The organism is Thermus hydrothermalis (genome assembly GCF_022760925.1).
Lineage (GTDB): Bacteria > Deinococcota > Deinococci > Deinococcales > Thermaceae > Thermus > Thermus hydrothermalis.
The window spans coordinates 149200-170352 of the sequence record NZ_JAKTNT010000003.1; the positions used below are offsets into that span (position 1 = coordinate 149200).

The 21153-nt window shown below is 67.0% G+C and carries 24 protein-coding genes and 1 tRNA gene; 15 read left to right on the forward strand and 10 right to left on the reverse strand.

The genetic code is table 11. From position 1 onward, the window contains the following. Positions 1-10: 10 nt before the first annotated feature. The 6 genes from odhB (at position 11) to carA (ending at position 6971) form a co-directional block, all read left to right on the forward strand. The gene (gene odhB / locus L0C60_RS03160) at positions 11-1216 is read left to right on the forward strand and encodes a 2-oxoglutarate dehydrogenase complex dihydrolipoyllysine-residue succinyltransferase (RefSeq protein ID WP_243092510.1); all 1206 of its coding nucleotides are present in this window, start codon (positions 11-13) and stop codon (positions 1214-1216) included. A 1-nt stretch (position 1217) separates the two neighbouring features. Continuing rightward, positions 1218-2585: a dihydrolipoyl dehydrogenase gene (lpdA, locus tag L0C60_RS03165; RefSeq protein ID WP_234507261.1), complete on the forward strand. Its 1368-nt coding sequence runs from the start codon at positions 1218-1220 to the stop codon at positions 2583-2585. 88 nt (positions 2586-2673) lie between these two features. Then, the gene (locus tag L0C60_RS03170; RefSeq protein ID WP_234507258.1) at positions 2674-3873 is read left to right on the forward strand and encodes an argininosuccinate synthase; all 1200 of its coding nucleotides are present in this window, start codon (positions 2674-2676) and stop codon (positions 3871-3873) included. Further along, a complete protein-coding gene (gene argH, locus L0C60_RS03175; RefSeq protein ID WP_234507256.1) occupies positions 3863-5251 on the forward strand; it encodes an argininosuccinate lyase in 1389 nt (462 codons plus the stop codon). The genes L0C60_RS03170 and argH overlap by 11 nt, the downstream gene beginning before the upstream one ends. Then, positions 5244-5777 (forward strand): N-acetyltransferase, encoded by a 534-nt coding sequence (locus tag L0C60_RS03180; RefSeq protein ID WP_234507255.1) that lies wholly within the window; start codon positions 5244-5246, stop codon positions 5775-5777. The genes argH and L0C60_RS03180 overlap by 8 nt, the downstream gene beginning before the upstream one ends. A 21-nt stretch (positions 5778-5798) precedes the next feature. Further along, complete coding sequence (gene carA / locus L0C60_RS03185; RefSeq protein ID WP_234507252.1) at positions 5799-6971, forward strand: glutamine-hydrolyzing carbamoyl-phosphate synthase small subunit; 1173 nt, start codon at positions 5799-5801, stop codon at positions 6969-6971. On the opposite strand, the gene L0C60_RS03190 is transcribed toward carA, so the two are convergent. Both L0C60_RS03190 and L0C60_RS03195 read right to left on the reverse strand, forming a co-directional pair. Next, a complete protein-coding gene (locus tag L0C60_RS03190) occupies positions 6968-8599 on the reverse strand; it encodes a formate--tetrahydrofolate ligase (RefSeq protein WP_234507250.1) in 1632 nt (543 codons plus the stop codon). The genes carA and L0C60_RS03190 overlap by 4 nt on opposite strands. A 22-nt stretch (positions 8600-8621) precedes the next feature. Continuing rightward, complete coding sequence (locus tag L0C60_RS03195; protein WP_234507248.1) at positions 8622-9554, reverse strand: threonine/serine dehydratase family protein; 933 nt, start codon at positions 9552-9554, stop codon at positions 8622-8624. Between the two features lie 56 nt (positions 9555-9610). Here L0C60_RS03195 and secG point away from each other — a divergent pair, with 56 nt between their 5' ends. From secG to L0C60_RS03215, 4 genes are all read left to right on the forward strand, one after another. Continuing rightward, positions 9611-9838, forward strand: a complete 228-nt coding sequence (gene secG, locus L0C60_RS03200) for a preprotein translocase subunit SecG (RefSeq protein ID WP_234507246.1) — start codon at positions 9611-9613, stop codon at positions 9836-9838. Positions 9839-9874: 36 nt separating this feature from the next. Further along, positions 9875-9950, forward strand: a tRNA-Ala gene (locus L0C60_RS03205). Between the two features lie 156 nt (positions 9951-10106). Next, a complete protein-coding gene (locus L0C60_RS03210) occupies positions 10107-11408 on the forward strand; it encodes a MiaB/RimO family radical SAM methylthiotransferase (RefSeq protein WP_243092511.1) in 1302 nt (433 codons plus the stop codon). A gap of 10 nt (positions 11409-11418) precedes the next feature. Next, the gene (locus L0C60_RS03215; protein ID WP_243092512.1) at positions 11419-11742 is read left to right on the forward strand and encodes a histidine triad nucleotide-binding protein; all 324 of its coding nucleotides are present in this window, start codon (positions 11419-11421) and stop codon (positions 11740-11742) included. On the opposite strand, the gene L0C60_RS03220 is transcribed toward L0C60_RS03215, so the two are convergent. Together L0C60_RS03220 and L0C60_RS03225 are read right to left on the reverse strand one after the other, a co-directional pair. After that, entirely contained in the window at positions 11723-12487 is a 765-nt protein-coding gene (locus L0C60_RS03220) for a metallophosphoesterase family protein (protein WP_234507241.1), read from the reverse strand. The two genes, L0C60_RS03215 and L0C60_RS03220, sit on opposite strands and share 20 nt — an antisense overlap. A 3-nt stretch (positions 12488-12490) precedes the next feature. Continuing rightward, positions 12491-12919: a bifunctional nuclease family protein gene (locus L0C60_RS03225; protein ID WP_234507239.1), complete on the reverse strand. Its 429-nt coding sequence runs from the start codon at positions 12917-12919 to the stop codon at positions 12491-12493. Between the two features lie 22 nt (positions 12920-12941). Here L0C60_RS03225 and L0C60_RS03230 point away from each other — a divergent pair, with 22 nt between their 5' ends. From L0C60_RS03230 to L0C60_RS03240, 3 genes are all read left to right on the forward strand, one after another. Continuing rightward, the gene (locus L0C60_RS03230) at positions 12942-13478 is read left to right on the forward strand and encodes a phosphoribosyltransferase family protein (RefSeq protein WP_152024412.1); all 537 of its coding nucleotides are present in this window, start codon (positions 12942-12944) and stop codon (positions 13476-13478) included. 9 nt (positions 13479-13487) lie between these two features. Then, complete coding sequence (locus L0C60_RS03235) at positions 13488-14015, forward strand: type I phosphoribosyltransferase (protein ID WP_234507237.1); 528 nt, start codon at positions 13488-13490, stop codon at positions 14013-14015. 62 nt (positions 14016-14077) lie between these two features. Beyond that, positions 14078-15433, forward strand: a complete 1356-nt coding sequence (locus L0C60_RS03240) for an S-layer homology domain-containing protein (protein ID WP_267962745.1) — start codon at positions 14078-14080, stop codon at positions 15431-15433. Here L0C60_RS03240 and L0C60_RS03245 read toward each other — a convergent pair. Then, on the reverse strand, positions 15409-16017 hold the full coding sequence (locus tag L0C60_RS03245; RefSeq protein WP_234507233.1) for an HAD family hydrolase: 609 nt from the start codon (positions 16015-16017) through the stop codon (positions 15409-15411). The two genes, L0C60_RS03240 and L0C60_RS03245, sit on opposite strands and share 25 nt — an antisense overlap. Positions 16018-16053: 36 nt before the next feature. Next, positions 16054-16575, reverse strand: coding sequence for a 5-formyltetrahydrofolate cyclo-ligase (locus L0C60_RS03250; protein ID WP_234507230.1), 522 nt, complete (start codon positions 16573-16575; stop codon positions 16054-16056). Positions 16576-16650: 75 nt separating this feature from the next. Here L0C60_RS03250 and L0C60_RS03255 point away from each other — a divergent pair, with 75 nt between their 5' ends. Then, positions 16651-16872, forward strand: a complete 222-nt coding sequence (locus L0C60_RS03255) for an FmdB family zinc ribbon protein (protein ID WP_234507229.1) — start codon at positions 16651-16653, stop codon at positions 16870-16872. A gap of 251 nt (positions 16873-17123) precedes the next feature. Here the strand turns inward: L0C60_RS03255 and L0C60_RS03260 are convergent, their stop codons facing one another. From L0C60_RS03260 to L0C60_RS03275, 4 genes are read right to left on the reverse strand one after another with little or no spacing between them, the layout of a single operon-like run. Continuing rightward, the gene (locus tag L0C60_RS03260) at positions 17124-17573 is read right to left on the reverse strand and encodes a DUF192 domain-containing protein (protein ID WP_234507227.1); all 450 of its coding nucleotides are present in this window, start codon (positions 17571-17573) and stop codon (positions 17124-17126) included. Between the two features lies 1 nt (position 17574). After that, positions 17575-18027 carry a DUF192 domain-containing protein gene (locus tag L0C60_RS03265; RefSeq protein ID WP_234507225.1) on the reverse strand — a complete coding sequence of 151 codons (453 nt, stop codon included), beginning with the start codon at positions 18025-18027 and terminating at the stop codon, positions 17575-17577. A gap of 7 nt (positions 18028-18034) precedes the next feature. Next, positions 18035-18634: a dTMP kinase gene (gene tmk / locus L0C60_RS03270; RefSeq protein ID WP_243092513.1), complete on the reverse strand. Its 600-nt coding sequence runs from the start codon at positions 18632-18634 to the stop codon at positions 18035-18037. Further along, complete coding sequence (locus tag L0C60_RS03275; protein WP_234507220.1) at positions 18635-19363, reverse strand: Nif3-like dinuclear metal center hexameric protein; 729 nt, start codon at positions 19361-19363, stop codon at positions 18635-18637. A gap of 62 nt (positions 19364-19425) precedes the next feature. Here L0C60_RS03275 and L0C60_RS03280 point away from each other — a divergent pair. Beyond that, positions 19426-21153: S9 family peptidase (locus L0C60_RS03280; protein ID WP_243092514.1), on the forward strand; the 1728-nt coding region annotated here is incomplete at its 3' end.

A 21153-nucleotide genomic window follows, 5' to 3' on the forward strand; every position in this document is an offset into this window, starting at 1 on the left:
GAGGTAAAAGGTGGAAGAGCTCAAGGTGCCCTCCGTGGGCGAAAGCATCGTGGAAGTGGAGATCGGCGCTTGGCTTAAGCGGGAGGGGGAAAGCTTCGCCCAGGACGAGCCTTTGGTGGAACTCATCACCGACAAGGCCACCCTGGAACTCCCCGCCCCCTTTGCCGGCACCCTAAGGCAGATCCTCAAGAAGACCGGGGAAACGGCGCGGGTGGGCGAGGCCATCGCCCTCCTGGAAAGGGGCGTGGGGGCGGAGGCCCCCAAGGCGGAAGCGCCTAGGGCCGAGGCGGTGCGGGAAACCCCCCTGGCCATGCCCGCCGCCGAGCGCCTCATGAGGGAGAAGGGGGTTCCCGCCGAGGCGGTGGAGGGCACGGGCTTAGGCGGGCGCATCCTGAAGGAGGACGTGGAGCGGTACCTGGAGTCGGCCCAGGAAAAGCCCGCTCCCGAGCCCGCCCGCCCCGTTCCCGAAGCCCGCCCTGCCCCCACCCCCCTTCAAGCCCCCACCGACAAGCCCTGGCGGGTGAGCGAGGCGGTGCCCATGACCCCCTTGCGCCGCCGCATCGCCGAGCGCCTTCTTCTGGCGCGGCAGACCACGGCCATGCTCACCACCTTCAACGAGGCGGACATGTCCGCCGTCATCGCCCTGCGGAAGGAGCTTGGGGAGGCCTTCCAGAAGAAGCACGGGGTGAGGCTCGGCTTCATGAGCTTCTTCGTCAAGGCCGTGGTCCAGGCCCTCAAGGAAATCCCCGAGCTCAACGCCGAGATCCGCGACAACACCATCGTCTACCACCGCTACTACGACATCGGCATCGCCGTGGGCGGGGGCGAAGGGCTGGTGGTGCCGGTCCTCCGGGACGCCGACCGCCTCTCCTTCGCCGAGATTGAGCGGCAGATCGCCGACTTCGCCGAGAGGGCCCGCACCAAGAAGCTCAAGCCCGAGGAGCTCATGGGGGGCACCTTCACCATCACCAACGGGGGCATCTACGGCTCGCTCAACTCCACCCCCCTCCTGAACCCACCCCAGGTGGGCATCCTGGGCATGCACGCCATCCAGGAAAGGCCCGTGGCCCGGGAGGGCCAGGTGGTGGTCCGGCCCATGATGTACCTGGCCCTTTCCTACGACCACCGCATCGTGGACGGGCGGGAGGCGGTGACCTTCCTCCGCCGGGTGAAGGAGCTCATTGAGAACCCCGTGCGGCTCCTCCTGGAGGTTTAAGGTGTACGACCTCCTGGTCATCGGCGCAGGTCCCGGCGGGTACGTGGCCGCCATCCGGGCGGCCCAGCTGGGCATGAAGGTGGGGGTGGTGGAGCGGGAAAAGGCCCTGGGGGGGACCTGCCTCCGGGTGGGGTGCATCCCCTCCAAGGCGCTTTTGGAAACCACCGAGCGCATCTACGAGGTGAAAAAGGGCCTCCTGGGGGCCAAGGTGGAGGGCTTTAGCCTAGACCTCCCTGCCCTCCTCGCCCACAAGGACAAGGTGGTCCAGGCCAACACCCAGGGGATTGAGTTCCTCTTCAAGAAAAACGGCATCGCCCGCCACCAGGGCACGGCCCGCTTCCTTTCCGACCGGAAGGTCTTGGTGGAGGAGACGGGGGAGGAGCTCACCGCCCGCTACATCCTCATCGCCACCGGCTCCGCCCCCCTCATTCCCCCTTGGGCCCAGGTGGACTACGAGCGGGTGGTGACCTCCACCGAGGCCCTTTCCTTCCCCGAGGTGCCCAAGCGGCTCATCGTGGTGGGGGGCGGGGTCATTGGGCTAGAGCTCGGGGTGGTCTGGCACCGCCTGGGGGCGGAGGTCACCATCCTGGAGTACATGGACCGCATCCTCCCCACCATGGACGCCGAGCTTTCCCGGGCGGCGGAGAGGATTTTCAAGAAGGAGGGCCTTGCCATCCGGACCGGGGTGCGGGTCACCGCCGTGATCCCGGAGGCCAAGGGGGCCCGGGTGGAGCTGGAGGGGGGGGAGGTCCTCGAGGCCGACCGGGTCCTCGTGGCCGTGGGCCGCAGGCCCTACACCGAGGGGCTCGGCCTGGAAAACGCTGGCCTCTCCACGGACGAGCGGGGGCGCATCCCCGTGGACGAGCACCTGAGGACCCGCATCCCCCATATCTACGCCATTGGGGACGTGGTCCGGGGGCCTATGCTGGCCCACAAGGCGAGCGAGGAGGGCATCGCCGCCGTGGAGCACATGGTTACGGGCTTCGGCCACGTGGACTACCAGGCCATCCCCAGCGTGGTCTACACCCACCCCGAGGTGGCGGGCGTGGGCTACACGGAGGAGGAGCTAAAGGAGAAGGGCATCCCCTACAAGGTGGGGAAGTTCCCCTACTCCGCCTCGGGCCGCGCCCGGGCCATGGGGGAGACGGAGGGCTTTGTCAAGGTACTGGCCCACGCCAAGACCGACCGCATCCTGGGGGTCCACGGCATCGGAGCCCGGGTGGGGGATGTCTTGGCCGAGGCCGCCTTGGCCATCTTCTTCAAGGCGAGCGCCGAGGACCTGGGCCGCGCCCCCCACGCCCACCCCTCCCTTTCGGAGATCCTCAAGGAAGCCGCCCTGGCGGCGTGGGAGAAGCCGGTTCACCTTTAGGAAAAGCCTTTGGGGGCCGAGGTGTGAGGAACACCTCGGCTTTTGTATACTTATGCATGCCCCCTCTGGGGGTAGACTGGGAGCTGGCATGAAGATCGTCTTGGCATACTCCGGCGGGCTGGACACCAGCATCATCCTCAAGTGGCTGAAGGAAACCTACAACGCCGAGGTCATCGCCTTTACGGCGGACATCGGCCAGGGGGAGGAGGTGGAGGAGGCGAGGGAGAAGGCCCTAAGGACCGGGGCCTCCAAGGCCATCGCCTTGGACCTCCGGGAGGAGTTCGTGCGGGACTTTGTCTTTCCTATGTTCCGTGCCCTTCCCCTTTACGAGGGGTACTACCTCCTGGGTACCTCCATCGCCCGGCCTTTAATCGCCAAGTACCTGGTGAAGATCGCCGAGGAGGAGGGCGCGGAGGCCGTGGCTCACGGGGCCACGGGCAAGGGCAACGACCAGGTGCGCTTTGAGCTCACCGCCTACGCCCTGAAGCCGGACATTCGGGTCATCGCCCCTTGGCGGGAGTGGGGCTTTAAGGGGCGGCAGGAGATGATCGCCTACGCCGAGGCCCACGGCATCCCTGTGCCCGTGACCCAGGAGAAGCCCTACTCCATGGACGCCAACCTCCTGCATATTTCCTACGAGGGGGGGGTCCTGGAGGACCCCTGGGCTGAGCCCCCGAAGGGCATGTTCCGCATGACCCAGGACCCCGAGGAGGCCCCCGACACCCCCGAGTACGTGGAGGTGGAATTTTTTGAGGGGGACCCCGTGGCGGTGAACGGGGAGCGCCTTTCCCCGGCGGCCCTCCTGCAGAGGCTCAACGAGATTGGGGGGCGGCACGGGGTGGGCCGGGTGGACCTGGTGGAGAACCGCTTCGTGGGCATGAAGTCCCGGGGGGTTTACGAGACCCCCGGGGGCACCATCCTCTACCACGCCCGGCGGGCGGTGGAAAGCCTCACCCTGGACCGGGAGGTCCTGCACCAGCGGGACATGCTCTCCCCCAAGTACGCCGAGCTCGTCTACTACGGCTTCTGGTACGCCCCCGAAAGGGAGGCCCTCCAGGCCTACTTTGACCACGTGGCGAAGAGCGTCACCGGGGTGGCCCGGCTCAAGCTCTACAAGGGGAACGTCTACGTGGTGGGGCGGAAGGCGGAGAAAAGCCTCTACCAGAAGGACCTGGTGTCCTTTGACGAGCTTGGGGGCTACGACCAAAAGGACGCCGAGGGCTTCATCAAGATCCACGCCCTGCGCCTGAGGGTGCGGGCCATGGCGGAGGGGCGGCGTGGCGCATAGGACCTGGGGAGGCCGCTTCCAGGAGGGCCCGGATGCCCTCGCCGCCCGTTTCAACGCTTCCCTTTCCTTTGACCGGGCCCTTTGGCGGGAGGACCTCTGGCAAAACCGGGTCCACGCCCGCATGCTCCAGGCGGTGGGCCTCCTTTCGGAGGAGGAGCTAGAGGCCATCCTGAAGGGGCTAGACCAGATAGAGGAGGAGATTGAGGCGGGCACGTTTCCCTGGCGGGAGGACCTCGAGGACGTGCACATGAACCTCGAGGCCCGCCTCATGGAGCTCATCGGCCCCCCGGGGGGCAAGCTCCACACGGCCCGTAGCCGCAACGACCAGGTGGCCACGGACTTTAGGCTTTTCCTGCGGGCGGCCCTAGACGAGCTTCTTGCCCTCCTCTTGGAGGTGCGCCGGGTCCTCGTGCGGGAGGCGGAAAAGCACTTAGAACCCCTTTTCGTCCTTCCCGGCTACACCCACCTGCAACGGGCCCAGCCCATCCTCCTTTCCCACTGGTTCTTGGCCTACTACGAGATGCTCACCCGGGATGCCGGAAGGCTTCTGGACGCCCGCACCCGCCTCAACGAAAGCCCCTTAGGGGCCGCTGCCCTGGCGGGCACGGGCTTCCCCATAGACCGCCACTTCACCGCCAAGGAGCTCGGCTTTGAGCGCCCCATGCGCAACTCCCTGGACGCCGTGGGGAGCCGGGACTTCGCCCTGGAGGTCCTTTCCGCCTTAAATATCGGCATGCTCCACCTTTCCCGCTTGGCGGAGGAGCTCATCCTCTATAGCACGGAGGAGTTCGGCTTCGTGGAGGTTCCCGATGCCTTCGCCACCGGCTCCTCCATCATGCCCCAGAAGAAGAACCCGGACATCCTGGAGCTCATCCGGGCCAAGGCGGGGAGGGTGCTCGGGGCCTTGGTGGGGCTTTCCGCCGTGGTGAAGGGCCTGCCCCTGGCCTACAACAAGGACCTGCAGGAGGACAAGGAGCCCTTGTTGGACGCCCTCGCCACCTACCGGGATAGCCTCAAGCTCCTCGCTGCCCTATTGCCGGGCCTCAAGTGGCGCCGGGAAAGGATGTGGCGGGCGGCGGAGGAAGGGTTTTCCCTGGCCACGGAGCTCGCCGACTACCTGGCGGCAAAGGGCCTCCCCTTCCGGGAGGCCCACCACGTGGTGGGGCGGCTGGTGCGGCGGCTTCTGGAGGAGGGGAGGGGGCTTAAGGATCTGAGCCTGGAAGAACTACAGGAAGCCCACCCCCTCTTCGCCGAGGATGCCCTAGGCCTTCTGCGCCTAGAAACCGCCATCCACCGCCGCCAATCCTTTGGGGGCACGGCCCCGGAGGCGGTGCGGGCGAGGGTGTTGGAGGCCAAGGAGGAGGTGGGCCTTGCTTGAACTGGAGCTTCCCACGGCGGCGCTCCCCGAGGTGCGCCCCCAGGCGGGGGTGGAGCTGAGGAAGGCGCGTCTAAGCGACGTGGACGCCATCTACTGGCTCATCCGCTACTGGGCGGAGAAGGGCTTGATGCTCGTCCGGAGCCACAGCCACCTTTACGAGAACATCCGCGACTTCCAGGTCCTGGAGGACGAGGACGGCCACATCGTGGGCACCGTGGCCCTCCACGTCCTCTGGCGGGACCTGGCGGAGATCCGGGGCCTCGCCGTCCACCCGGCGCGGCAGGGACAGGGCCTTGGGCGCTGGCTGGTCCTCGGGGCGGAGCGGGAGGCCCGCGACCTCGGGCTTCCCCGGGTCTTCGCCTGGACGCTTCAGGTGAACTTCTTCCGCAACCTGGGCTACCAGGTGACGAGCCGGGAGGCCCTTCCCCCCAAGGTGTGGAGCGAGTGCAACGCCTGCCCCTTTTACGAGAACTGCCGGGAGATCGCCGTCATCAAGCACCTTTCCCCAGGGGCCTTTGGGGGCTAGAATGGCTGGGATGGAGGGGGAATGGGAGTAAAGGAGCGCGCCGTTTTGGTCCTGGAAGACGGCACCGTCTACCGCGGTTACGCCTTCGGCGCCCGGGGGAAGACGGTGGGGGAGGTGGTCTTCAACACCGCCCAGACGGGCTACCAGGAGATCATGACCGACCCCAGCTACCACGGGCAGATCGTGGTCATGACCTACCCCCACCAGGGCAACTACGGGGTGAACGTCTACGACATGCAGTCCAACCGTCCCTGGGTGCGGGGCTTCGTGGCCAAGGAGTTTAGCCGCGTGGCCTCTAACCCCCGGGCCCAGCAGACCATCGGGGAGTTCATGGAGTTCTACGGGGTGGTGGGGATTGAGGGCATAGACACCCGGGCCCTGGTGCGCAAGATCCGGGAAGGGGGGGTCTTGAAGGGGGTTATCGCCCACGCAAGCCTCTACGGGAGCCCCGACCACGACTTCACGGAGGAGGAGCTGGAGGCGTTGCGCCAGGAGGCCAAGGCCTGGACGGACATTGACGGGCGGGACATGACCCCCGAGGTCTCCACCCCCCTGCCCTACGCCTGGCCCACCCTGAAGTCCGGGCGGCGCATCGTGGTCATGGACTTCGGCATCAAGCATGCCATCGTGGAGAACCTGGCCGCCTTGGGCTTTGAGATCCTCGTGGTCCCGGGCAAGACCCCGGCGAGCCAGATCATGGCCCTGGAGCCCCACGGCCTCCTCATCAGCAACGGTCCCGGCGATCCCTCCATGCCCCGCTACGCCCACGAAACCATCTGGAAGCTCATGGGGCTTCTCCCCACCTTCGGCATCTGCCTGGGGCACCAGCTTCTCGCCCTGGCGGCGGGGGGGCGCACCTACAAGATGAAGTTCGGCCACCGCGGGGCCAACCACCCGGTGAAGAACCTCCTCACGGGGAAGGTGGAGATCACCAGCCAGAACCACGGCTACGCCGTGGACATAGACTCCCTAAAGGAGTTCCGCCCCACCCACATCAACCTGAACGACGGGACCCTCGAGGGCATGGCCCACGCCCGCTACCCCGTCTTCTCCGTGCAGTACCACCCCGAGGCGGCCCCGGGCCCCCACGACGCCCTCTACCTCTTCCGCCGCTTCCTGGAGGAGGTGGAGGCCTTCCACGGGGCCACGGGCCTCCCCGTGGAGAAGCGCCGGCCGGACGGGCACGGCATCTAGTAGTCCATGCCCCGGATATTCCCCTCCTCGTCCACGTCAATCCGGAGGGCCTGGGGCACCTTGGGCAGGCCGGGCAGGGTCTCAATCCCCCCCATGTAGACCACCACAAACCCTGCCCCAAAGCGGCACTTAAGGTCCGTGACCCGCACGGTGAAGCCCTTGGGCCGGCCCCGGAGCTTGGGGTTATCGGAGAGGGAGGTGGCCGCCTTGGCCATGACCACGGGCAAGGCCTCGCACCCCTCCTTCTTGGCCGCCCGAAGGGCCCGCTTGGCCTCCTCGCTCCACTCCACCCCTAGGGCCCCGTAGACCTCCTTGGCGATGGTGGCCACCTTCTCCTCCAAGGGGGCTTCCAGGGGGTAGAGGGGGCGGTAGGCGTGGGGAAGGGAGAGGGCTTCCAGCACCCTTTCCGCCAGTTCTAACCCTCCCTCGCCCCCCTTGGCGTACACCTCGCTTAGGGCGAAGGGGAGGCCCCTTTCCCGGGCGAAATCCCGCACCAGGGCGATCTCCTCCTCGGCGTCCGTGGGGAAGCGGTTCAGGGCCAAAACCGGGGTGTAGCCGAAAAGCCGCACGTTCTCCACGTGCTTTTCCAGGTTGGCCAAGCCCTCCTTCACCGCCTTGGGGTCGGGCATTTCGTAGGCGTCCTGCCCCCCGTGGTAGCGCAGGGCGCGGATGGTGGCCACCAAGACCACCGCCTCGGGGATGAGCCCTGCGGTGCGGGCCACCACGTTCATGAACTTCTCCATGCCCAAATCGGTGGCGAAGCCCGCCTCCTGGACCACGTAGTCTGCCAGGCCCAGGGCGAAAAGGCTCGCCCGCACGGAGTTGGTGCCGTGGGCGATGTTGCCAAACGGCCCCATGTGGACGAAGGCGGGGTTCCCCTCCGCCGTCTGCACCAGGTTGGGCAGGAAGGCCTGGCGGAGGAGGGCGGCCATGGCCCCCACCGCCCCCAGGTCCTTGGCGTAGACCGGCTGGCCCTCGAGGGTGAAGCCCAGGCGGATCTCCCCAAGACGCCGCTTCAGGTCTTTAAAGTCCCGGGCCAGGCTCATGAGGGCCATGACCTCGCTGGCCACGGTGAGCTCAAACCCCCCTTCCCGGGGCACCCCGTGGGCCTTGCCCCCTAAGCCCAAGACGATGTGGCGCAGGGCCCGGTCGTTCATGTCAATGGCCCGCTTGAGCTCAATGCGCCTCGGGTCAATCCCGAGCTCGTTCCCTTGGTGCAGGTGGTTGTCCAAAAGGGCGTTGAGGAGGTTCACCGCTGAGGTCACCGCGTGGAAGTCCCCGGTGAAGTGCAGGTTGATCTCGTGCCGGGGCTCAATGCGGGCCTTTCCGCCCCCCGTGGCCCCGCCCTTCACCCCGAAGACCGGGCCCAAGGAGGGCTCCCGGAGGGCCAAGGCGGCCCGCTTGCCGAGCCGCCACAGGGCGTCCACCAGGCCGATGGCGGTGGTGGTCTTGCCCTCTCCCGCCGGGGTGGGGGTGATGGCGGTGACCAGGATGAGCCGCCCCTTGGCCTTGGGGGGCTCGCCCAGGACCTTGGCCATGTGGGGGCCGTAGAGGTAAAGCCGCTCGCGGCCTAGGCCGAGCTTGGCCGCCACCTCTTCTATGGGAAGAAGCGCTTCCTTGACGATCACGGGGTAAGCTTACTCCTCCCCCCTAGGGAGAGAAGTCCCGGTTCCCCCCGGAAAGCACCAGGGCCAGGGTTTCGGGGAGGCTTGCCCCGTGTTCCAGCACCGCCGCCAAGGGCAAGGCCCCCGTGGGCTCCACCACCTGCTTCGTGCGGGTGAAGAGGAGGCGTTCGGCCTCGAGGAGGGCCTCCTCGCTCACGGCCAAGATCCCGTCCACCTTCTCCTTCAGGATGGGGAAGGTGAGGCGCCCCAGGCTTAGGGTGCGCACCCCGTCCGCCCGGGTCCTGGGAGGCTCGGCCAGGCGCACGATCTCCCCCTTGAGGAGGCTTTGCCGGGCGTCGTCCGCCCCCACGGGCTCCACCCCGTAGACCCGGGTGGTGGGGGAGAGGGCCTTGATGGCGGTGGCCACCCCGGCGAGGAGCCCACCCCCGCCCACGGGGGCCAGGACCGCCTCGGGGAAAAGCCCCCTTTTCCCCGCTTGGGCCAGAAGCTCGAGGCCCACCGTGCCCTGCCCCGCCACCACCCAGGGGTCGTCAAAGGGGTGGAGGAAGGCGTAGCCGGTTTCCTGGAGGAGGGCCTTGGCCACCTCCTCCCGGTTGGCCACGGTCACCCCTTGGTCGTAAACCTCGGCCCCGTAGGCCCGGGTTGCCGCCTTCTTGAAGGGGCTTGCGTCCTCGGGCATGACGATGAGGGCCTTGACCCCGAGGACCTGGGCGGCGTAGGCCACCCCTTGGGCGTGGTTGCCGCTGGAAACCGCCAGGAGGCCCTTGGGGCTTTCCAGGGTGAGGGCCTTGGAAAGGGCCCCCCGGGCCTTGAAGCTCCCGGTCTTCTGCAGGTGCTCGGCCTTGAGGAGGAGGCGCTTCCCCAAGAGGGCGTCCAGGAGCCTCGAGGTGAGGAGGGGGGTGCGGTGGGTGTAGGGGGCGATGCGGCGGAAGGCGGCGTGGATCTCTGCCAGGTCCATGCCCCCATCATGCCAGGGTGGACACCCCCGCCCCAGGGCGCTAAAGTGGTAGGGGTATGGACTTCCTCTACACCCTAACCATCCTCCTTTACCTCGGCGTGGCCGGCCTTTTGGTCTACCTGGTCCTGGTGCAGGAGCCCAAGCAGGGGGCGGGGGACCTCATGGGCGCCTCCACCGACCTCTTCTCCGCCCGCGGCGTCACCGGGGGGCTTTACCGCCTCACCGTGATCCTGGGGGTGGTCTTCGCCGCTTTGGCCCTTTTGATTGGCCTCTGGCCCCGTTGACAACTGGCCCTCCCCCCGGTACCATAGGCGTTGCCTGGGGCCGTGGCGCAGTTGGGAGCGCGCCTCAATGGCATTGAGGAGGTCAGGGGTTCGAATCCCCTCGGCTCCACCAGAAAGCCCCCCGCAAGGGGGGTTTCCCCATTTTGCCCCTGGGTGCTACCGGTGCCTTCTGTGGCTTCCAGGATGCTTCTTCCGCCTGCCCCGAACCATCCGCTTTTCCCGAGCCGGGGCATTGACCCTTGAGCTTTCACGTCCCAGAATGGGAAGGATGCGCGCCGCCTTCCGCACCCTGGGGTGCAAGGTGAACCAGGTGGAAACCGAGGCCCTTTTGGGCTTCCTGAAGGCCTTGGAGCCCGAGGTGGTGCCCCTCGAGGCGGGGGCCGACCTCGTGGTCATCAACACCTGCGCTGTCACCACCACCGCCGAGGCGGACGCCCGCAAGGAGATCCGCCGGGCGCGGCGGGCCAACCCCGAGGCCTTCATCGTGGTCACCGGGTGCTACGCCGAACTGGCCCCGGAAGCGATCCGGGAGCTCGGGGTCGATGCCGTGGTGCCCAATAGCCGCAAGGCCGAGCTTCCCAAGGTGATCCTGGAGCATTTCGGCCTCCCCTCCGACCCCATCACCACCCCGCCCAACGAGTTCTGGGGGGCGGGAGAGCGGGGGCTTTTGAATAGCCGGGTCCGGGCCTTTTTGAAGGTGCAGGACGGCTGCCAGGTGGGGTGCGCCTACTGCATCATCCCTAGGCTCAGGGGAAAGGAGCGCCACCGGGACCACCGGGACGCCTTGGCCGAGGCGGAGGCCCTTCTGCGGCTGGGCATACGGGAGATCGTCCTCACCGGGGTGCGGCTTGGGAGCTACCGGGGGCACCCTAGGGGCATCGCTGGGCTCGTGGAGGACCTTTACCACCTGGGGGCCAAGGTGCGGCTTTCCTCCATAGAGCCGGAGGACACCGGGGAGGACCTCCTCCGGGTCATGGCCCGCTACGCCCCGGAGGTGCGGCCCCACCTCCACCTTTCCCTGCAGACGGGCTCGGACCGGCTCCTGAAGCTCATGGGCCGCCGGTACGATAAGGCCTACTACCGGAACCTGGTGCAAAGGGCCTACGAGCTCATCCCCGGTTTTGCCCTCACCACCGACGTCATTGCCGGGCTTCCCACGGAGACGGAGGAGGAGCACCGGGAAACCCTGGCCTTCCTGGAGGAGCTTCGGCCCACCCGGGTCCACGCCTTCACCTACACCCCCCGCCCCAAGACCCGGGCCGCCTCCATGCCCCAGGTGCCCCCGGAGGTGCGCAAGCGCCGCACCAAGGAACTCATCGCCTTGGCCCACCGCCTGGCGGAGGAGCGCATTAGGCCCAAGCTGGGCGAAACGGTGGAGGTCCTGGTGGAGCGCCTCCAGGGGGGGTACGCCCTGGGCCACACCCCCGACTACTACGAGGCCCGCCTCCAAGGCCCGGCCCGGCCCGGGGAAACGGTCCTTGCCCGGGTGGAGGGGGTGGAGGGGTACACCCTCTTGGGCCGGGTGGTGGGGGTCAAGGAGGAGGCCCGCTTGGAGCTTCCCCTAAGGTAGACTTTTTCCCATGGATTGCGTGTTTTGCCGCATCGTCCGGGGAGAGCTTCCCGCCCGCAAGGTCTACGAGGACGGGGGCTTCGTGGCCTTCCACGATATCCGGCCGAGGGCGCCCGTCCACGTCCTGGTGGTGCCCAAGGAGCACGTGGAGAAGCTTTCGGATTACCCCGATAGCGAGGAGGGGGAGAGGAAGCTCGGGGCCCTTTTCCGCACCGCCAACCGGGTGGCGCGGCTTCTCGGGCTTCCCGGCTACAAACTCCAGGTGCACGTGGGGGAGAAGGGGGGCCAGGAGGTCTTCCACATCCACGTGCACGTCATGGGGAGCCCCGCCTAAAGCGGTCCAGGACCCGGCCCTCGGGGTCTAGGGCGTAGCCCTGGAGGGCGGTTTCCGTGGCCTCCAGGAAGAGGGCGTGGTGGGCCACGGCGAGGGCCCGGCTAAAGGGGAGGGGAGGCCGGGTGGGGTAGAGCCTCGCCCCGCCGCCCCCCAGGACCAGGTGGGTGGTGGGGCCCACCTCGAGGCGCTCGTAGTGGTGGTCGTGCCCGGCGAGGACCAAGGCCACCCCATGGCGCCTTAGGAGGGGTTCTAAGAGGCTTCGCAAGAGGGGGCTTCCCCCGTGGAGCCCCGAGGAATAGAGGGGGCGGTGGAGGACGAGGATGCGCCAGGGGGCGGTGGCGTGGGCCAAGGCCTCGCTGAGCCAGGCCCTCTGGGCCAGGAGGTCGGCCTCGCTGTAGAGGACGAAGAAGGCCACGGGTCCCAACCGGAACTGGTAGTAGGGCCCTTCTCGGCGGAAGCGCCTAAGCTGCTCGGCCAGGGCGGGGGCATCGTGGTTGCCGAAGGCGGGGTACAGGGGCACCGCCGGGAGGTCCTGGATAAACCGCTCCACCACCTGGCCCCTGGGGTAAAAGTTGTCCCCCACGGTGAGGAGGGCCGTGAGGGGGTTTTGGGCGTGGGATTTTCGCAGAAGGGCCGCCACCTGGGCCCTTCCCGGGGTGTCGGCACCCCAGTCCCCCAGGACCGCCACCCGCACCCCTTGGGCCAGGGCCGGGAGGAAGAAAAAGAGGAGGATGGCCCGGGACACGGGCTAGGCTTCCGCCGCCCCGTGGGGTTTGAGGCTCGCTTCCTCCACCCCCGCCTTCTCCACCACCTCCTCCGCCACCAGGATGGGGGCCCCCACCCGGAGGGCCAGGGCCATGGCGTCGGAGGGCCGGGCGTCCACCTCCAGTTCAATCCCCCGGTGTTCCAGGATAAGGCGGGCGTAGAAGGTGCCGTCCTTTAGGTCGGTGATCTCCACCCGTTTGAGCTTTCCTTGAAGCATTTCCATTACCGAGAGGAGGAGGTCCGGGGTGAGGGGACGGGGGGGCTTTTCCCCCTGCAGGGCCACCACGATGTGGTGGGCCTCGAGGGGGCCGATGACGATGGGGAGGAGCTTGTCATTCTCCGTCCTGAGCAGGACCACCACGCTCCCGTTCTGGGGGTCCACGCCCAGGGTTTCAATCTTGGCGTTCAGCATACTTTGAGTATAGACTGGCGGCGTGAGGACCTACCCTGTGGAGATCGCCGGGGTCAAGCGGGAGCTGCCCATCGTCCAGGTGGGCCCGGACGTGGCCGTGGCCCTTCTCAACCTACTGGGGGATACCGAGCTCACCGAGGCCGCCGCCGAGGAGTTGGCCAAGCGCCTTCCTCCGGAGGTGGAGACCCTGGTCACCCCCGAGGTCAAGGCGGTGCCCTTGGCCCACGCCCTTTCCCGCATCACGGGGAAGCCCTACGTGGTGGCCCGCAAGACGGAGAAGCCCTATATGATCAACCCCATAAGCCGCCAGGTGCTCTCCATCACCACGGGCAAACCCCAGCTCTTGGTCCTGGACGGGGCGGACGTGCCCTTGATCCGCGGGAGAAAGGTGGCCATCGTGGACGATGTGGTCTCCACGGGATCCACGCTTTCCGGCCTTAGGGAGCTCATTGAGAGCGTGGGGGGGCAGGTGGTGGCGGTTCTGGCGGTCTTCACCGAGGGCACGCCCAGGCAGGACGTCATCGCCTTGGGCCACCTACCCCTTTTTAAGCCGGAATAGGAGGGTTTTATGGAAACCTATCCCATCAGCATCGGCGGGGTGACCCGGCACGTGCCCCTGATAGAGCCTTTGCCGGGGCGGCGTATCCCCTTGGTGGAGTTTTTGGGGGACCCAGAGTTGGTGCGGGCCGCGGCCTTGGCCCTAAAGCCCTTGGTGCCCCGGGAAACCGAGGTGCTCTTCACCACGGAAACGAGCCCCATTCCCCTCACCCACGTGCTGGCAGAGGAGATGGGCCTCCCCTACGTGGTGGCCCGCCGCCGCCGCCGCCCCTACATGGAAGACCCCATTATCCAGGAGGTCCAGACCCTCACCCTGGGGGTGGGGGAGGTGCTTTGGCTAGACCGCCGCTTTGCGGAAAAGCTCTTGAACCAGAAGGTGACCCTTATTTCCGATGTGGTTTCTAGCGGCGAAACCATGCGGGCCATGGAGCGCATGGTCCAAAGGGCGGGGGGGCGGGTGGTGGGGCGCCTCGCCGCCTTCCGCCAGGGAAGCCCGGCTTTGGACGTGGTCACCGTGGCGGAACTGCCTGTTCTCTAAAGCGTAAGGAGGAGGGGCCTGGACAGGTTCCAGGCCCCTTGGTATTTGGGCGCGGGGTAGTTATGAAGCGAATCTGGGTTTGGGTTTTTTGGGGTCTGGGGCTGGTTTTGGCCGCTTTTTCCGATCTGCCGGCGGGACCGGTGGCCGAGAGGGTGGAACGTGTGGTTCAGGCGGGGTGGATGCAGGGGTATCCGGATGGCACCTTCCGGGGCACGGAACCCGTGAACCGCTACCAGTTGGTGGCCACGTTGGGGCGGGTGCTTAAGGACCTGGGTGTGGAACCCAAGGAGGTGGCCTTCAGGGACGTTCCTAAGGGGCACTGGGCTCTGGAAGGGCTGGCTTTGGCGGCGGCTTGGGACTTGGTTTCCGGATACCCCGATGGAACCTTCCGAGGCCAAGAGGAGCTGAACCGGGCGGCCTTGGCGGTGGTTCTGGCGAAGATGCTGGAGCGCTTAGGGGTGGCCAAGGAAGCCCCCTTGCCTTGGGATGTGCCCCAAGATCACTGGGCGGTTGCCGCCGTGCGCCGCGTGCTGGGAGCAGGCCTGATGGACCTCAATCCGGACGGTTCCTTTGGTTTGACCACAGAGGTCAATCGCTACCAACTGGCGCTGGCCTTGGCCGGTTTGCAACCTTTGGTGGAGGCCAAGAAGCCTGCTCCCTTTCCTCCCACCCCCTCCGTGGCCCTGCAATCCCCCTCTTTGGCTTCTCAAGAAACGTTGGACGTGGCTGCCCGCTGGGTTGGGGCTGGGGGGAAGAAGGTGGTGGTGTTGGGGGAGAGGGTTCTCCTTTGGGAGGCCGGGGGGGGTCAGGACCTCGGGCCGAACGAGGGTTTCCAAGCCGCTATTCCTCCCTGGAGGTTGAAGGGTGGGGTCCTGGAAGATGGGAAAGCCCGCTATGTCCCCTTAGGGACCAAAGAGGGAAAGGAGGTGCTACCCCCGGTGTTCCAGCGCCTTAGGGAGGGGCACCTGAGCCTGGATCCGATGGGGGCCTACCTTTTGATAGTTCCTTCTACGCCGCTTTGCGACTGCCCCAGCCGGGTGGTGCGGTTTGTCCTTCTGCTAACCAATCCAGTGGGGTTGTATGCGGAGTACGTTTACCTTTTGGACCAGCCGGGTAACCGGGTGGTGGGGGTGGCCTGGCCGGATTCCAAGAATCTTGTGGTGTTGGAGGAGGAGAAAACGCGTACGTTGCTCTACCGCGTGAACCTAGCGGCCGGGGAGGATATCGCCCTTAGCGTTTGGGATGAGGGGGGCCTCGAGGAGCGCAGCCCCCTTCCCGTGCGCCCCGTAGCCAAAACGCTCTTGGCTGCGCTTCCCCTGGTTTCGGTATGGGGGCTGGGCTTTGAGGGGCCGGAACGCCTTTTGACTACCCGTGAGGGTAAGCTGGTGCGCGTTCAGCTATCCACCGCGCTTTGGTGAAGGGCGTACACCTCTGCCCGGAGGCCGAGCCTCCGGGCGGTTTCCACGTTCTCGGGGTCATCGTCCAGGTAGAGGGTTTCCTCGGGGGAGAGGCCGAGGCCCTTTAGCGCAAGGAGAAAGGCCTCCGGGTCCGGTTTGGCGACGCCCATGGCGCAGGAGGCGAAGAAGCCATCTATGTAGCCGTCTAGGCCATGGTAGGCGAGGCTTTCCTTGAGGCTTGGCAGGGTGTTGGAAAGCACCCCCACCTTGAGCCCCTGCGCCTTTAGGCTTCGCAGGAGGGCCTCGGCGCCCGGCGCTTTGCGCATAAAGTGGTAGTAGCGGAGGCCCTTTAGCCGCTCGGGGGGCAGGCCCAAGTTTTGGGCGGCCTTCTGGGCCAGCGCTTCAAAAAAGCGGGCTTCCTCTTCCAGGGTGCGCACCTTGCGCCACCGCACCGCTTCTAAGATCTCCCGCATGGCCCAGGCGAGCACGGAAAGGGTCTTTTCCAGGCCAGGCCCGTGGGCGGCGAGGGCCAAGGCCTTCTTGTAGAGGGCCTCCTCGTCCATGAGAAGGAGTACCCCGTCCCGGTCCAACAAAGCCCCCCGCATGGGACGAGTGTAGCACCCACGCGAGGGGGCCCAGGGTCAAACAACCCGCCACACCCCCTTCTCCGTGGCCAGGTACGCCATGGGGATGTCCCAGGGGTCCCGGGGGAGGCGGGGAAGGAGGAGGGCTTCCGGTACCACCCCCAGGCGGACGGCCTTTACTTGGGCCAGGAAGCGGTCGTAAAACCCCTTGCCGTGCCCCAGGCGAAACCCCTCCCGGTCAAAGGCAAGCCCCGGGACCACCACCAGGTCCAGCACCCCTGGGTCCACCGGGGGCGTGGTGGGCTCCAGAAGGCCAAAGGGGCCTGGGGCCAGGGGGCCCAAGGGGTGCACGGAAAGCCCTTCCCCCGCCACCTTGGGCAGGTAGTAGCGGGCGGGGTGCTTTTCCGTTAGGGATAGGAGGTCCAGCTCGTGGGGTAAGGGATGGTAGAGGAGGATGTCCTGGAACCTTCGTTCCGCGAGCCAGGGGAGGAGCTGGGCCACGAGCTCCACGGAAAGGGCGCGGCGGTCCAGGCTCTTCCAAACGCCCAGGGCGAAGCGGCGCAGGGCGGGCTTGTCCACGGAGGGAGGGTACCATCCTAGCCCCTTGACACTCAAGGCATAGGAGTGTCAAAATGCCCCCTAGGAGGGTAAGGTATGCCGGTCTACGTCTACAAAGGCCTGGAAACGGGCAAGTACTACGAGTTTGAACAGGGCTTCCACGACGAACCCCTGAAGGCCCACCCCGAAACCGGGGAGCCCCTGAAGCGGGTTATCACCCCGCCCGCCATCATCTTCAAGGGCTCGGGGTGGCACGTGAAGGACTACGCCAAGAAGGACTCCTCCTCCAAATCGGAAGGGGGCGAAGACAAGGAGTAAGGGAGGTCTTCCCTGGCCCCAGGCGCAGCCTGGGGCCTTATGCTTTTGGCATGCTGAACCTAGCTGCGCTTGCGCTCCTTTTGCTGGGCCTGGCGGTGCTCTTTGCCCCAAGGCGGCGGTTCGGGTTTCCCTTGGTGGGGGCGGGGCTCCTTCTTCGCCGAGAAGCTCGCCCCTGGGGTGCAGACCATCTTTGTCCCCAGCACCGGGAACTTCCTCTTGGACTTGAGGGGCCTCCAGGGGGGCGCCAAGCCCTAGCGCAGAACCCGGTCCCCCGGGGCGAGCTCTAAGAGCCCTTCCCGCACCTCCAAAATCCCCCGGTAGGCGGTGCCGGGGGCGTAGGTTTCCCCTGGGCGAAGCCGCGCCACCTTGAGCACCCTTCCTTCCCCGTCCAAAAAGGCCACCGTTACGCCAAAGCGGTAGCCCTCCGTGGAGAAGGGGGCATCGGTGGCCTCGGGGAAAAGGTAGAGGAGGGCGTCCAGCGCTTCCCGCCTCAGGCCCAAGCCCAGGTTCCAGGCCTCGGGCATGCGGGCGAGGCGGGCCTTTAGGGTGTGTTGCCCCGTGGGCGTTTCCACCACCACCTGGGCGGGTGGGGGCGGGGTTTGGAAGCGCCGGGCTGCCAGGAGGTAGCCCAGAAAGGAGAAGACCGAAAGGAGGATCAAAAGGGCGAAGGCCACCAAGGGGAAGAGGGGGCTTCGTTCCACGCTATCTCGGCCAAAGCTTCAGGGCCTCGCCCCCTACCCTGGCCCCGGGGGTGAGGCCCCGCCGGGCGAACCAGCCCCGGTTCACCTCGAGGGCCCCCTGGTACACCACCCCGGGGTAGTAGACGGGGCAGGGGTCGGCCTTGCAGGGCTCCATGTCCAGGATGCGCAGGATGACCCCCTGGCGGTCAAAGAAGGCGATGGAAAGGGGAATGAGCGTGTTTTTCATCCAAAACCCCCCTGCCGTGGGGGCGGGGAAGAGGAAGACCATGCCCTCGTCCTCCCCCAGGGACTTGCGGAACATGAGGCCCTGGGCTTGGCGCTCGGGGGTGTCGGCCACCTCCACCCTGAGGGTATAGCGCTTGCCGCCTCCTTCCACGTAAAGGGTGCTCTTGGGAAAGGAAAGCCCTTGGGCCAAGGCGAAGAGGCCGAGGAGGAAAAGGGCCAAGGGGCGCATGGACCCATTATGGCAGAAGGGGAAGGAGGTGGCGCTGGATCTCCCTTTGGAGGGCCTCTATGGGCTTGGTGGCGTCCAGGACCACGAAGCGTTCGGGCTCCGCCTCCGCCAGGCGCAGGTACCCCTCCCGTACCCGCCCGAAGAAGGAAAGCCCAAGCCCTTCCAGGCGGTCGGGGTCTTTCACCCGCTTGAGGGCCTCCTCGGGGGGGAGGTCCAGGAGGAAGGTGCGTTGGGGCCTAAGGCCTAGGGTGGCTTCCTTGGCCACCTCCAGGAGCCAAGGGAGGGGGAGCCCCCGGCCGAAGCCCTGGTAGGCCAGGCTGGAGTCCAGGTAGCGGTCGGATACCACCCAAAGCCCCTCCTCTAGCGCCGGCAGGATCACCTTGCGCACGTGCTCCGCCCGGTCGGCGCTGAAGAGAAGGTATTCCGCCTCCGGGGAAAGGGCTTTCCCGTGAAGGAGGAGCTCCCGCACCAGGGGAAGCCCTTCGCCAGGCTCCCGGGTGAGCCGCACCCTTAGGCCCTTTCCCTCCAAGAAGGCGGCCATGAGCCTTGCCTGGGTGGACTTGCCCGCCCCGTCCAGGCCTTCTAGCGTGAGGAAAACCCCGGCCATTTAGAGCCCCGTGGGGTGGTCCAGAAAGACCCAAGGGAGGCCGAAGCGCTCCTCCAGGTGGGCCGCCAAGGCCTTTACCCCGAAGACTTCCGTGTCGTAGTGGCCGGCGTAGATGACGTTGAGCCCCCGCTCAAAGGCCTCGTGGAAGGCGCTATGCTTGGGCTCCCCGGTGATGAAGAGCTCCGCCTCCACCTGGCCCACCAGGTTCGCCGCTCCCCCCGAAACGATGACCACCTCCTGCACCTGGCTCCGCCCTCCTTGGTGCACCAAGGGCTGCATCCCCGTAAGCTGCCCCAGCATGTCCGCCACCTGGACCAAGGGGGTGGGGAAGGGGAAGCGGCCCCTAACGCCCACGTCGTAGGGCGTCAGGTCCACCAGGCCTAAGGCCCTGGCCAGGACAAAGTTGTTCCCCACCTCGGGGTGGGCGTCCAGGGGAAGGTGGGCGGCGTAGAGGTTGATGCCGCCCCGGAAGAGGAGTTCCAGGCGCCTTTTGTGGTGGCCCCGGATGGGGAAGGGCTTGCCCCAGAAGAGGCCGTGGTGCACCAGGAGGAAGTCCACCCCTTCCTCCAGGGCTTTCTGGAAGGTGGCCTCGGCTGCGTCCACCGCTGCGCCTATCTTGCGCACCTCCTCCTTGCCCTCCACCTGGAGGCCGTTGAGGGAGGGGTCCTGGGGAAAGGCCGCCAGGTTCAGGTAGCCGTCTAGGTAGCGGACGAGCTCGTCCCGGTTCATGGGCCCTAGCTTACCGGAAGCCCCCCCTGGGCGGATGGCTGACCGGTCAGTATCATGGGGGCGTGGAACCCGAAACCCTTTTGAAGCTCCGCTTCCTTTCCGGCCTCACGGAAGGCCCCGAGGGGCTCCCCCTTTTCGTCCTAACGGACATCCTCGAGGGGGACCCGCCCCGCTACCGCTCCCGCTTGGCCCTGTTTGACGGGGCTTTGCGCCTTCTGACCCAGGAGGAGGCCAAGAAGCCCCGGTATGCCCACCCTTACGTCTACTTCTTGCGCCGGGTGGGGGAAGGGGAGGAGCTCTTTCGCCTGGACCTGCGGGGGGGTGAGGCGGAAAGGCTCACGGAAACCCCCGGGGTCTTGGACTACGCCCTGGGCCCCTCGGGGGAGGTGGCCTTCCTGGCCCTCAAGGAAGCCCCCAAACCGGGAAGCCCCCGGCGTTTTGAGGGCTGGCCCTTCAAGTTTGACGGCCGGGGCCTTCTCCCCGAGGGGAACCTGGCCCTTTACCTGCTAAAGGACGGGGAGAAGCGGCTCCTCTTGGACCGCTACCCTCCCCCCAAGGAGATGGCCTTCGCCCCGGAGGGCCTTTACCTGGTGATGCCGGAGGACTCCAAGGCCCAGGCGGAGGGGCGGGATACCCTTTTCCTCCTGGAGGAGGGGGGCCTGCGGAAGGTCTACGGGGGCCACGGCCCCATCTTCGGCCTGGAGTGGAGCCCGGAAGGGCTTTTCTTCCTGGGCCACGCCTTTGAGCGGGGCGGGGGGACGGAGGCCAGGCTTTACCACCTGAAGGGGGGCGAGGCCCGGGTCCTCTTCACGGGGAGCCTCCAAAACTCCATCAACAGCGACCTCCGCTTCGGCGCCCACTTCCAGGGGCCCAAGTGGGGTGGGGACGGGGTCTATGTGGTGCGCACGGAAGAAGGGGTGGCCCGGCTTTACCGGGTGGGCCTGGACGGGGAGGCGGAGGCCCTTTCCGCCTCGGGGAGCGTCCTTTCCTTCGCCTGCACCTCCAGGGGGCTATTCCTCCTCACGGAGGGCTTCACCCACCCGGCCCGCCTCGAGGGCCCCTTGGGCACCTACGACCCCAACGCGGGGGTCCTCCCCTTGGCCGAGCCCGTGCCCACCGCCTGGGAGAGCCCGGAGGGGCACAGGGTGCCGGGGTGGGTGCTCCTGCCCGAGGGGGAGGGCCCTTTCCCCGTCATCCTTTACATCCACGGGGGGCCCCACACCGCCTTTGGGGCCGCCCCCATGCTGGAGCTCCAGCTTTTCCGGGCCCAGGGCTACGCCGTGGCCTTCTGCAACCCTCGAGGCTCCACGGGCTACGGGCAGGACTACGCCCTTTTGGAGGGGGCTTGGGGCGAGCGGGATGAAAGGGACCTCCTGGGCTTTTTGGACCACGTGCTCGCCCGCTTTCCCTTGGACCCGAACCGGGTGGGGGTGGCGGGGGGAAGCTACGGGGGCTATATGGTGAACTGGCTCACCGCCCGCTATCCTGAGCGCTTTAAGGCGGCGGTCACCGACCGGGGCATCTGCAACTGGCTAAGCTTCTTCGGCGCTAGCGACATCGGCCCCCGCTTCACCCACCTGGAGCTTTTCGCCAAGCCTTGGGAGCGCCCCGAGGTCCTTTGGGAGAAAAGCCCTTTAAGGCTGGTCCACCAGGTGAAGACTCCCACCCTGGTGGTCCATTCCGAGGCGGACCACCGTTGTCCCATAGACCAAGGAGAAACCTGGTACACTGCCCTCTCTCAAAACTTGCACCTCCCGCATACCCCGCATAAACCTTCACTCCCTCCCCCG